The organism is Nostoc sp. FACHB-190, assembly GCF_014696905.1.
In the GTDB taxonomy this organism is placed as follows: Bacteria; Cyanobacteriota; Cyanobacteriia; order Cyanobacteriales; family Nostocaceae; genus Nostoc_B.
On the sequence record NZ_JACJQW010000002.1, the window covers coordinates 189798 to 202444 of the forward strand.

Sequence of the window (12647 nt, forward strand, 5' to 3'; positions counted from 1 at the left end):
TAGACCAGGGTGTAGGGGTGTATTATTCAAAACCCTTATACCCCATACCCTTTCACCCCTAAACCCAATCTCCACATACCATCTTGGTGCGTAAGTCCTGATTCTAAATATTTATCGTTCCTAAGTTGTACTTAGGAACGAATAGTTAAATGATCAGCATTCTGACGAGTTGTTTAGAAGGTTTTCACAAACTCGATGAGTGCTTTTTTGTCTTCATCAGACAAATCAGAACCAAAAGTATGACCTCTATCTTCAATGAAGTCAGGAGATTTATTCGCTCTCAATAATACGCGGGCGAGTTTACCTTTGATGCCACCTCCTGGTCTTAAATCTTGGAATAAGTTACCCAGATTCAGAGAAGTAATCGCCTCTCTCATATTGACGTTTGCCAACAAGTTGACAGGTGTACCTTTAGGTACAGGTAAACGCAATCTCGGATTGGGATCTCCTGGAGGCAAATCTAATTTAGTTTTGCTGTTAGTTCTGCTGATAATGTTTTCCCGTTTTTCTGGCCATAGCAGTTTTTCCATCGCATCGTTATAGGCTGTTATCCGACCTTGCACAGAAGGATCTTCGTTATACAAACCTAAAGTGTTGTTATGGAGAAATGGTGCAGTTGCCCAAATACTAATTAGTGAAGGTGTGCGGTAATATCCTAAGCCACCTGCTGGTATTTGGAAATTAATTGGTTTGGCTTGATCGAAGGGATTATGCAGCGTTACTTGACCAGGAGAAGGTAGTTCTTTATAAGTTTTAGAAGAGAACTGATCCCAAATATGGCCTTTAGTCGCGTTGGTTCCTAAAGCACGAGAAATGTTAGTACCAAGTAGTGTGACTGGGTAGCGTTGGTCATCCGATAAAAAGTTGTGGTCGAGGAAATTGCTACTCAGTACTGATTCTTCGTACCATTTCTTCGCTTGTTCGGGGTCTGCTGCAATTTCAGCAGGTGGCTTTTTACTAGAGTGACAAGATGCACAGGTATCAGCAAAAACTATCTTGCCACGTTCGAGAACCTTGTCATCTTTGGTTAAGAAAGCGTCACCACCGGGTGCATCTTTGAGGTGCATCGGTTTGATAGTTTTGAGGAATGCTTCTGCATCAGCCATCCGTGCTTCTGTTTGTCTCCAGCCTTCGCAATTCTTTCTGGCGGTTTCAATATCAAAAGGACGTTGGGGGGTTCGACCTAACATTGGTTCGTGCAGTTTTAGCCAATAGTCACCACACATCCCAATGTTGACGTACACACGCAAAGAAGCTGTAGCTACACCTGTGGAGTCTGCACCATCTTTGAGAATGTGATTAACATTTTTGGTGGAACCATCGTTCATCACTTCGGGATATGTGGGGCGATCGCCTAAATTAAAAATGGCGTTAATCGCATTAGGATTATTAATATGGTCTGTCGCAATTCTTGAGGTGTCAGATGTGCCGGGACGTTGTGCCAGCAAGACTTGTTTGATGAAACTATCATCTCTGAGTTTGAGCGAAAATAATGCAGCTTCCTTAATGTACTGATTACCCAAAGCTGGCACAAGGTTTTCCCATTGGGGGTGTTCTTTGTCTTTGGGCGGGTTGAGTGGGTCTAAAGCAACGTGACAAATAGCACAAGACTGTCCAATCAGATATGGAGGCTCAATAGATACATCCTTGACGTATTTCTCAGCATTCCATTTTGCTGGATCAAATTTGGGGTTTGGGAACTTACGTAACCCAATCACACCAGTAGAAAGAGGGTCTTTACACTTATCCAACAACAACCCATATTTATCTGGTTCTGTGGCTTTTTCACATCCGGGGTCGTTGATTGCACCAAAGCGTTTCAAACGCTCATCATGGTACTTCGAGTCAATTAGCTGGAGTAAGTCAACATTGCCGTGGGTGAGCTTGGCGATATCCCGATAGTATTCGCCATTACCACCAGTCCATAAGTACCAAGTACAACGGCCTCTTTTTTCAGCGTCAGTGAGATTTTCTTTAGTATATGGCGGGAGATATCCGATACCATCGCAGTTATCAGCATAATCCGCATCATTATACTTTTGAGAGATGGGAGCAGGTGTTTCACCATACTCATCAGCTAGAGCTGTTGGGGTGCTGTACCAACCGCAAATGATAATTGCGATCGCCGCTACAACCACCAAACAGCCCTTCCACAGTAGGCGTATTTTGTTCATACAACTCTCTATGAGTAACACCTAAACCTAATCAGGTGCATCTTAATAACAAAGCTTCACCATTAATTTGCCGCTTTCCTGATTTATCTTTCAGAGATTTTTGGCTAATGGCAAATAAAGAATATTGCACCTTAATTTTAGGCACGGTCATATATGAAATTACTACACAAGTTAACCAAACGTCACTAAGAAAACCGTTATTTTGTCAACTGATTTACTTAAAAAATTGTAAATTTACCCTGGCATCATCAATATCATTTGTTATCTTGTAAGCGAGATTTTAAACTAGGTTAATTTTGTAACAAATTATGTTTGGGAGCGAGTATTAATGTTGCGTTAACCTTAGCATCAAAAACAGGATTTCTTAAGATTTGTTTTGTTGAGAATGCTAGTTTAACTCATTCATAAAAAAATCTGATTTAATGGCTCAACCATTAACGGGTAAGCCTTTAGTTGAATATTTGGTCAGCAGACTAAGTAACAAAAACTTAATCTTTGACCTGAAATCCGAAAAACTCAATTTTGAACTTGTAAGTATTTCAAACGAAGCCCCAGAACATCTATCAATGGTAGTTATCTGGGTAGTTTTTGTTGACACAGTAATAATTTTAATACTTGATTCTATTGCAAACAGGGGGGAGAGTATGGAGAACGATATTATCTTTAAGCCATTGCAATTTCGGAATCTCACGGTCAAAAACCGGATTTTTCGCTCCAGTATATCCGGTAGGTGGGATAACTATGATGGTTCAGGTACTCAAGCCAGAATTAACTGGGAAGAAAAATTTGCCCGTGGTGGAGTTGGCGCGATTATTACTTCATTTGTACCTGTAACAATTCGCGGCCGGATTATGCCCAACTATGCCACAATTCACTGCGATGATAGGATTCCTTTTTGGCGCAAAGTCGGTGAAAAAGTACATGAATACGACTGTAAATTCATTTTGCAACTCAGCCATTCAGGAAGACAGCAAGACATTGGTGGTGTAGAAAACGATGGTTTAAAAGGATTAAGTTCTACCAGTAATACTGAATCTTTTCACGGCTTGCGCTGCCAAGCAATGACCTTAAAAGAAATTAAAGAAACCATCCAAATGTTTGCTGATGGCGCAAGACGGGCGCGTTTAGCGGGATTGGATGGAGTAGAATTACACAGTGCTAACGGTTATTTATTTAACCAATTTCTCAGTTCAGGAATTAACGATCGCAACGACGAATATGGTGGTTCACTCGAAAATCGGGCGCGGTTTTTACTAGATGTAATTCGGGCAATTCGGCAAGAAGTTGGTAATGATTTTCATCTGCAATTTAAAATTAGTGCCATTGATTACAACGATGCTGTGATTCCTTGTGAAAAACCCGGCAATACTTTAGAAGAATCTGTACAGATTTGTAAATGGGCTGAAAAAGCTGGTGCTGATGCTGTTCATGTCTCTGTAGGAAGCTTATTCCCTCATCCGCTTAACCCCATTGGTGATTTTAATTTTGATGTCATCACCAAAACTTATGACACAATGCTTTCTAGTGGAGAAAATACAACTCGCAACTACATCTTATTCCGTTACAAACTGCTACACCCAATTTTCAAATTCTTATGGAATCGGGTGAAAAGAAAACTCCCACCGCCAGCCTTTACTGGTGATGATGTCGCCGATGATGTCATGAGAAAATTATTGGCAGAAAACCAAGGTAGAAACTTACTTTCATCCCAAGCAATTAAACAAGCCGTGAATATTCCGGTTTTGTGTACTGGTGGTTTTCAACAAGGTTCATTTATTCGCAAAGCTATTGAAGATGGCTATTGTGATGGTGTGACAATTGCTCGACAATTGATTGCCAATAACGATTTAGCAAAACAATTGCAACAAGGTAAAGACTTACCCGATAGACCATGTACTTACTGTAATAAATGTCTGCTGAATGTCATTGAAAATCCCCTGGGTTGTTATGAACTCAGTCGCTTTGATAATGACTATGACGCAATGATCAAAGAAGTCATGTCAGTCTTTCATAGTGATGATTCGGCAAAACATAACGCAGAAGTTCCAGCATTACACATTTAATTTGTCATTTGTCATTCAGATTTAATGAGGTGTGCAATTTATTTTTAAAGCTCTCCCCTACGGTGGACACACAAGTCGAAAATTTGCTGTATGAAACCGCATCCCGCCTTGAACTAAAGTTCCAGGCCCATAGCCAAAGTCCACTTAAGTGGACTGGAATACATTTTTAGTTGAGTCATCTTCAGATGACTTGCGCTATGAGACTCGGAATGAATTCCGAGGCGGGACAGATGTACTACACGAATATTTGTGTATACACCATAGTTCCCTTGTAGGGGAAGGGGTTGGGGATTAGGTTTAAGAAAAAGTTGCATAAAACATCAATTTACTAATGACAAATGACTATTGACTCTTGACTATTAACCAGAGAGTAATTTTGTCATGACTCAAACAAGTCCGACGCTAGTTCCCACCGTCGTAAAGGGAACGAAGGCGGTTTTTAAGTGGATTGTGGCTGCAATTGTGGGAGTTGTAGCAGTAGTTATATTTTTAATTTGGCCTGTTATATCTAACTCCCCAGTTGATTATGCTGATATCCAAGAACATTTTAAATATGGTTCCATTGGTAGTGAGGCGGTCAATGGAGTTCCTTACTGGATATGGAAAGTTCTGCCAGAATTATTTCCTGATAAATTACCCGCTAAAGGTTATACTTCCTTGGGATTTATTCAAGAAAAAGGAAAAGATTTACCCATTGGGTTTTCGCAACGGCGGGTGTTTATTAACCGTGTTGGCTTGAATTGTGCGGTGTGCCATACCGGGACAATACGTGATACACCAAATAGCGATCGCAAAATTATCACAGCTATGCCTGCTAATGTCGTCAACTTGCAGGGATATATTAAATTTTTATCAGATGTAGCGATCGATTCGCGCTTTACTACCAACCGAATGCTGCCAGAAATTGAAAAAATTAGTGGCGGTTTAAATCCCATAGAAAAGCTAGTTTATCAGTTTATTGCTATTCCCCAAACCCGCGACGCACTAATTAATCAAAGAAACCGCCTGAAATTTATTGATGATCAACCAGAGTGGGGGCCGGGTAGAGTCGATACATTCAATCCTTATAAATCAATTCAATTTCATTTCCCAATGGATAAATTGCGTGAGGATGAATTAATCGGCACATCCGATTTCCCTTCCATTTGGAATCAAAAACCACGTAAAGGCATGGAATTACACTGGGATGGGAATAACAAATCTGTTGATGAACGTAACAAAAGTGCCGCTTTAGGTGCGGGAGTTACACCCACGACAATTGATTTAAATAGAATTAAACGAGTGGCTGATTGGCTATTGACATTACCAGAACCTAAATATCCCTATGAAGTTAATCAAACTTTAGCTGCTACCGGAAAACAACTGTTTGCCAATAATTGCGCTAGTTGCCATGCCTTTGACGGAAAATATGTAGGTAAAGTTGTACCCATTCAAGAAATTGGTACAGATCCTCATCGCTTAAATTCCTTTACCTACGAAACTTTATCTAACCAAAATACTTTGTATGCAGGTTATCCTTGGCGGTTTAAGAATTTCCGTAAAACAAATGGCTATGCTAACTCACCTCTAGATGGTATTTGGTTACGCGGCCCTTATTTACATAATGGTTCAGTTCCCACTTTGCGAGATTTGCTAGAAAAACCAGAGAATCGACCCAAAGAATTTTATCGGGGTTACGATGTGATTGATCGGGAAAAAGTTGGGTTTGTATCAACTGTTGCCCAAGAAAACGGCAAACAATATTTTAAATTTGATACGAACGAAGCTGGAAACAGCAACAGCGGCCATGTATATGGAACTGAACTCTCACCAGCAGACAAAGATGCGTTGGTTGAGTACATGAAGCAACTGTAATCTTAGCAAGAATTCAGGAGTCAGAACAGTTAAAGCTTATGCAGAAAATAATGCTGGTGGAGGAGATTTTTTATACTGTAAATTAGGAACTAATCATGAATACATACACAAAGTGGTTTAGCCGTATAACTTGGTTGGGAATTATTGTAAATATGTTGTTTGTGATTCCCTCATGCTTCTTTCCAGAGTTAATGTTGTGGTTTTTAAAGATGCACCAACCAGACCCAATTATCTGGGTAAGAACGGCGGGAATGCTGTTATTTATCATTAGTGCATTTTACATTCCAGGTGCAATTGATCCTAATCGCTATCGGGCAACGGCTTGGATATCAATATTCCCATCTAGAGCCTTTGGTTCGACATTTTTTATTTGTGCCGTGTTATTTTTTGGGCAAGATAAAGGCTTTTTATCGATTGCCTTTGTAGACTTATTTTTTGGTGTAGTAGAAGCAATTTTCTTAACTCTAGCGACGCGGAGTGAAAATGCTGAGGCGATCGCCAAAGAACCAGCCAAACAATTCTCCTAATTTCTACCAAGGAGCAATGTCATTTTATGAAAATATTTAAAGAGAAATTAGGCAGAATTCTCGCCAGCATTGCTTTAGTTTTTGTGTTGTTAGTCGGGGGTGTAGGTTACATTGCTTGGTATCATTTATTTCGGGATGTGCCGCTTACCTACAAATCACCAGCAGAACATTTTAAATATGGTTCCATTGGTACAGAACCAGCCCAAGGAATACCTTATTGGATTTGGTTAGTTTTACCCCGCATCTTTCCTGATAAATTACCAGGGCCAGGCGGTTACACTTCTTTAGGAATTACTTGGGAAGAAGGCAAAGAAACCCCAGTTGGTTTTACGAAAAAAACCATTGGATTCCCCCGTGTAGGTATAACTTGTGCGGTTTGTCATACTGCTACATATAGAACCAGTCCCCTAGAAAAACCTCATATTTTCCCGGCTGGGCCTTCTAACAAATTCAATTCCCAAGCTTATGTGCGCTTTTTGGGTGCAGCCGCCAGCGACCCCAGATTTAACGCCGATTATATTTTAGATGAAATCAAATATAATCATGAGTTTTCTTGGATCGAAAACTTACTTTATCGGTTTTTGATTATTCCCCAAACTAAAAAAGCCCTGCTACAACAAAGCGCCGATTTTGCTTGGATGGATTCTCGTCCTAACTGGGGGCCTGGTCGAATTGATCCGTTTAACCCGGTGAAATTCAACACCTTAAAACTGCCCAAAGATGACACTATCGGTAACTCCGATATGATGCCGATTTGGAATCAGGCACTACACAAAGGATTTGCTTTGCATTGGGATGGTTTAGAAACTTCTCTCAAAGAAACTGTGCAAACAGGCGCAATTGGGGATGGTGCAACGAAAGATTCTTTACCTGTTGCTGATTTGCAACGAGTAGAAGACTATATCACTACACTTGCGCCACCTAAATATCCTTTCCCAGTGGATGAGAAATTAGCGACGCAAGGAAGTCAAATCTTTGCTAACAACTGTGCATCTTGTCACGCCTTTGGTGGTGAAAGAACAGGTACAGTCATTCCTGTAGAAGAAGTAGGAACAGACCGCCATCGTTTAGATATGTGGACGCAGCAAGCCGCCGACACCTACAATCACTTTGGTGATGGCTATCCTTGGGATTTCAGCCAATTACGGAAAACTGATGGCTATGTGGCTGTATCTCTGGATGGATTGTGGATTAGAGCGCCATATTTACATAATGGTTCTGTTCCATCTCTGCAAGATTTGTTCGCAAAACCAGAGGATCGTCCCAAAACCTTTTATCGGGGCTACGATGTTTACGATTCGCAAAGAGTTGGCTTTATTTCCGAAGGAACAGAAGCTGAACGTGTAGGTTTTGAATATGATACGACCGTTGCTGCTAATTCCAATCAGGGACATCTTTATGGTACTGATTTGCCTAATGACGATAAAAAAGCACTGATTGAGTACTTAAAAACCTTATAGACCTAAGCAGCATCGTCGTTTCGATAAAACTTGCAGAAAAGGGGTGTTGAAATGGCTACAGACTATGTGTTGTTTATTCATGGTGTAAGTATCCGCAACGATAAATACGCCGATGAACTGTTTGAACGTCTGAGAAAAAGTGCAAGCGATCGCCAACGAAATCTCAGAAAAATCTCTCTTTACTGGGGTGATGTCAACGAAGAACTAGAAAATAAACTGCTAGGACAACTTCGAGTCTCACCTTATTGGAAAGATGTTTGGTTTAAAGAATTTCGAGAAAAGCAAATTATTCCCTTTGCTGGCGATGCTGCACTTTATATTAGCCGTCATGTTGGTGCAAAAGTTGTCAACCGCATGAAAACTCAAGCGATCGCCAACGGGTTACATCAAGCCCAACCTGATGATCGTCTGCACATAGTCAGCCACAGTTGGGGAACAGTGATTTTGTTTGATCTTTTGTTTGCCAGCCGTTGGGATGAAGATAAAGCACCCGGTAAAGATGATGTGATGGCTATCCGCGATAGCATTTTTGGTGTAGCTGGGAAAAATAGCGATCGTCGTCAAGGGATTCCCATTGCAAGTATTCACACCCTCGGTTCACCTGTAGCCATCTTTAGCTTGACCAATATCAACCCCGGTAAAGATAGTAAAGATTCACCCAGTAGCCACGACATTACACCCAACCTGCAAAAATTTTTAGAGTGTCTGCAAGAATTACGTCAAGGTAAAAAACTACCTTGGCGCAATTATCTTCATCCTGGTGATCCTATTGCTTACCCACTGCAAAAACTGATGATCGATTTAGTGGATGGAGATACCAAATACTTAGATATTCAAGATATCCTCACCCACAACGCCGGATGGTTAGAAATACCATTTGCACAAACACTTTTACCCTTGCTTTCTGGTGGCGACGCACATGGTAGCTACTGGCGCAACGACAAAGTAACTGAAGAAATCATTAATGTTGTCCAACAAGAAACTCCCAGATTTGGTTGAGTTTCTCGACCTCTCCCAGTCTAAATAATAATTCATATTCATTAGCTGGACAAAGCCAAGCAAAACATAACATCTCTCTACCTTGTCCCCCTTGTCTCCCTTGTCCCCCTTGTCCCCCTTGTCCCCCTTATCCCCCTTGTCTCCCTTTCCTCCTTGTCTCCCTTATCCCCCTTGTCCTCCTTTCCTCCTTAAAAACTATCATGAAACCATACTTACCCCAGGTAGATCCTAACCCCAACATCCGTAAAGATGAGCTAGTCAAAAATCGAGAAGATTATAAATTTAATCATAATTATCTAGCTCCTATTCCCGTTATTGATAAAGTCCCCCATCAAGAACTATTCTCGGCAGAATATACAGCTAAACGCCTCGCTAGTATGGCAAATCTAGCACCAAATATGTTAGCTGCCAAAGCTAGAAATTTTCTTGACCCTTTAGATGAATTAGAAGAATACGAAGAACTGTTGACACTGCTACCTAAACCAGCAGTGATGAATAATTATAAAACCGATTCATGTTTCGCCGAGCAAAGATTATCAGGTGCTAACCCTTTAGCACTTCGGAGAATTGATAGTTTACCAGCAAATCTCGGTATCACAAACGCACAATTTCAAAAATCTGTCGGGACAGAAAGTAACTTAGAAGCGGCTCTCAAAGAAGGTAAACTTTACCTATTAGATTATCCCACACTCTTTGATATTAAAGGTGGAACTTCTCAAAATGTGAGAAAGTATTTACCTAAGCCTCAAGCTTTATTTTACTGGCAGAGCAATGGTTTACCAAATGGTGGTTCTTTGCGTCCAGTGGCGATTAAATTAAATAATGATGCTGGGACAGATGGATTGATTTACACTCCCGATGACCCTTATCTAGATTGGTTTTTAGCCAAAACTTCTGTGCAGATTGCTGACGGCAACCATCAAGAATTAGGTAGTCATTTTGCCTATACTCATGCTGTTATGGCTCCTTTTTGTATTGCCACGGCACGCCAATTAGCAGCCAATCATCCCATTGCTTTACTACTCAAACCACACTTCCGGTTTATGTTATTTGATAACGATTTGGGACGCACCCACTTTTTACAACCAGGTGGCCCAGTCGATGAATTTATGGCTGGTTCTTTGGAAGAATCTTTAACGTTTGTCGTCAAAACTTACCAAGAATGGAGTGTTGATAAATTTGTCTTCCCGACATTAATGAAAAGTCAAAATATGGATGACCCAGATATATTACCGCATTTTCCGTTCCGGGATGATGGGATGTTGGTTTGGGATGCTATTCATAAATTTGTCACAGATTATTTGCAACTTTATTACCAAACGCCTCAAGACTTAAGCGAAGATTATGAATTGCAAAATTGGGCAAGAGAATTAGTTGCTCAAGATGGTGGACGTGTTAAAGGAATGCCAGAAAAAATAGAAACTATCGACCAATTAATTCAAATTATTACGGTTGTAGTTTTTACCTGCGCTCCTTTCCATTCGGCTTTAAATTTCTCTCAGTACGAATACATGGCTTTCGTACCGAATATGCCTTATGCAGCTTATCATCCAACTCCCGAAAGTAAGGGTGTAGATATGCAAACCATCATGAAGATATTGCCACCATTTAAGCAAGCTGCTGACCAAGTAATGTGGACGCATATTTTAACATCTTACCATTATGATAAATTGGGTTATTATGATGAGGAATTTGCTGACCCATTGGCACAGGAATTAGTGGTACAGTTCCAACAAAATTTGCATGATATAGAACGACAAATTGATATTAGAAATCAAACTCGTCCTATACCTTATAATTTCCTCAAACCTTCCCAGATTATTAACAGTATCAATACTTAGAAAAGGGAGTGGGGAGTAGGGAGTAGTGAAAATTTTATTATCTCAACTCCCTATTTTTATCTTAGGACTTACGCATAAAAACGAAAAATCAAGGGTTTTGGCGATGGTGTAGGAGTGTATGTATTTAAAACCCTTACACCCAATCTTCATAGACAATCTTGGTGCGTAAGTCCTGTATCTATTTAAACAGGAGAATCTATCATGTCAAGTCAACAAGTTACAGTTACGGCTCGGTTAAAAGTAAAACAAGGTTTAGAAGATAAATTTAGAGCAGAATTTGAACCGGTGATTGCGCTCACTCGTGCGGAAGATGGATGTATTAATTATGATTTACATCAATCTATCGAAGACCCTTCTGTGTTTTTGCTGCATGAAAATTGGGCTAGTCAAGCAATTTTGGATCAACATTTACAACAGCCTTATATTCGGGCGCTGGGGGCTAAAGCAGAGGAATTTTTAATAGAACCACCAGAAGTTAAACTATGGCAGCAGATTATTAATAATTAAGTCAAGTTAAGTTTAGATCCCCCCTAACCCCCCTTAAAAAGGGGGGGATTTGAATGTGTATAAGTTATGGGTTAGGGGGATTTGTGAACATTTAATTTGGGAAAAATCATGACGGCAAAGGTGTTATTGTATGGTGCGACTGGCTATGCAGGGAAATTAATAGCAGAAACGGCAAAAAGTCAGGGTGTAGAGTTAATTTTGGCTGGAAGAAATCAAGGTGCATTGGTATCAATTGCGGAGAAATTAAACTTTGATTTTCGGGTGTTTAGTTTGGATGACGCGCAGGCGATCGCACAATCTCTGCAAGATGTTACAGTTGTTCTCAATTGTGCCGGGCCGTTTGCGAAAACTGCCAAATCACTCGTTGATGTCTGTTTGCAAACTCACACCCATTATTTAGATATCGCTGGCGAAGTTCCCGAATTTCAGGCTTTAGCAGCACGGGATGAGGAGGCGAAACAAGCAGGAATTATGCTGCTTCCTGGCGTTGGGTTTGGTGTCGTCCCGACAGATTGTCTTGCAATTTACCTCAAATCTCAGTTACCAACCGCCAACAGTCTCACCTTAATCTATGAAACTGAAGGTGGTGTTTCTCAAGGAACTGCCAATACTGTCCTGCCCAGCTTACATGAAATGGGTGTCGTCCGCAAAGCAGGCAAACTAATTCCTTCTCGACCAGCAGAACAAAAACGTCAAGTTAATTTTGGTGCGGGTTTAGTCACCGCCGTAACTAACCCTTGGCGTGCTGATCTTGTTACCGCATTCCACAGTACAAATATTCCCAATATCGAAACTTACACAGTCTTTCCCAACCCGGTAAGTTTTCTGATGGAAAGCAGTCAGTATTTAGGCTGGTTATTTAACTCATCTCTTTTCCAAAGCGCCTTAGCGAGTTTAATTAAACAACTCCCACAAGGGCCAAGTGCAGCAGAACGCGCTCAAGGTAAAGTTGGAGTTGTTGCTATTGCAGAAGATGAATCTGGTCGTCAAGTTACAGCAAAACTCATCGGCCCCGAAGCTTACGATTTTACGGCTTTAGCTGCTGTAGTAGTGATTAAACACATCATCCAAGGTGAAGTTAAGCCAGGATTTCAAACCCCAGGGAATGTTTACGGTGCGGATTTGGTATTAGAAATACCTGGAGTAAAAAGATGGAGTGATTAAACTATCACCTTTGGCAAATTGGGGAATTGATCCAGAAGATTTTGCAGTACAAACTTAG

General features: G+C 40.6%; 9 protein-coding genes. 8 read left to right on the forward strand and 1 reads right to left on the reverse strand.

What is annotated here, in order from left to right; genetic code table 11:
• Positions 1–173 precede the first annotated feature (173 nt).
• Positions 174–2174 (reverse strand): hypothetical protein, encoded by a 2001-nt coding sequence (locus H6G28_RS03815; RefSeq protein ID WP_190669074.1) that lies wholly within the window; start codon positions 2172–2174, stop codon positions 174–176.
• 422 nt (positions 2175–2596) lie between these two features.
• Between H6G28_RS03815 and H6G28_RS03820 the strand changes: the two genes are divergently transcribed.
• The 8 genes from H6G28_RS03820 to H6G28_RS03855 all read left to right on the forward strand — a co-directional run bounded on the left by H6G28_RS03820 (position 2597) and on the right by H6G28_RS03855 (position 12589).
• Positions 2597–4237 carry an NADH:flavin oxidoreductase gene (locus H6G28_RS03820; RefSeq protein ID WP_242054445.1) on the forward strand — a complete coding sequence of 547 codons (1641 nt, stop codon included), beginning with the start codon at positions 2597–2599 and terminating at the stop codon, positions 4235–4237.
• A 381-nt stretch (positions 4238–4618) separates the two neighbouring features.
• A complete protein-coding gene (locus H6G28_RS03825; RefSeq protein ID WP_190669078.1) occupies positions 4619–6091 on the forward strand; it encodes a c-type cytochrome in 1473 nt (490 codons plus the stop codon).
• Between the two features lie 95 nt (positions 6092–6186).
• Positions 6187–6618 (forward strand): hypothetical protein, encoded by a 432-nt coding sequence (locus H6G28_RS03830; RefSeq protein WP_190669080.1) that lies wholly within the window; start codon positions 6187–6189, stop codon positions 6616–6618.
• 26 nt (positions 6619–6644) lie between these two features.
• Positions 6645–8078, forward strand: a complete 1434-nt coding sequence (locus H6G28_RS03835) for a c-type cytochrome (protein WP_190669082.1) — start codon at positions 6645–6647, stop codon at positions 8076–8078.
• 51 nt (positions 8079–8129) lie between these two features.
• Positions 8130–9077, forward strand: a complete 948-nt coding sequence (locus H6G28_RS03840; protein ID WP_190669084.1) for a hypothetical protein — start codon at positions 8130–8132, stop codon at positions 9075–9077.
• A 200-nt stretch (positions 9078–9277) separates the two neighbouring features.
• A complete protein-coding gene (locus H6G28_RS03845; RefSeq protein WP_190669086.1) occupies positions 9278–10918 on the forward strand; it encodes a lipoxygenase family protein in 1641 nt (546 codons plus the stop codon).
• 201 nt (positions 10919–11119) lie between these two features.
• The gene (locus tag H6G28_RS03850; protein ID WP_190669088.1) at positions 11120–11425 is read left to right on the forward strand and encodes a putative quinol monooxygenase; all 306 of its coding nucleotides are present in this window, start codon (positions 11120–11122) and stop codon (positions 11423–11425) included.
• Positions 11426–11533: 108 nt separating this feature from the next.
• Positions 11534–12589, forward strand: coding sequence for a saccharopine dehydrogenase family protein (locus tag H6G28_RS03855; RefSeq protein WP_190669090.1), 1056 nt, complete (start codon positions 11534–11536; stop codon positions 12587–12589).
• Positions 12590–12647: the final 58 nt, after the last annotated feature.

Excerpts from the sequence above, each read along its gene's own strand:
- H6G28_RS03815 (WP_190669074.1), bottom strand. The coding sequence starts at position 2,174 with ATGAACAAAATACGCCTACTGTGGAAGGGCTGTTTGGTGGTTGTAGCG.
- H6G28_RS03820 (WP_242054445.1), top strand. The coding sequence starts at position 2,597 with ATGGCTCAACCATTAACGGGTAAGCCTTTAGTTGAATATTTGGTCAGC.
- H6G28_RS03825 (WP_190669078.1), top strand. The coding sequence starts at position 4,619 with ATGACTCAAACAAGTCCGACGCTAGTTCCCACCGTCGTAAAGGGAACG.
- H6G28_RS03830 (WP_190669080.1), top strand. The coding sequence starts at position 6,187 with ATGAATACATACACAAAGTGGTTTAGCCGTATAACTTGGTTGGGAATT.
- H6G28_RS03835 (WP_190669082.1), top strand. The coding sequence starts at position 6,645 with ATGAAAATATTTAAAGAGAAATTAGGCAGAATTCTCGCCAGCATTGCT.
- H6G28_RS03840 (WP_190669084.1), top strand. The coding sequence starts at position 8,130 with ATGGCTACAGACTATGTGTTGTTTATTCATGGTGTAAGTATCCGCAAC.
- H6G28_RS03845 (WP_190669086.1), top strand. The coding sequence starts at position 9,278 with ATGAAACCATACTTACCCCAGGTAGATCCTAACCCCAACATCCGTAAA.
- H6G28_RS03850 (WP_190669088.1), top strand. The coding sequence starts at position 11,120 with ATGTCAAGTCAACAAGTTACAGTTACGGCTCGGTTAAAAGTAAAACAA.
- H6G28_RS03855 (WP_190669090.1), top strand. The coding sequence starts at position 11,534 with ATGACGGCAAAGGTGTTATTGTATGGTGCGACTGGCTATGCAGGGAAA.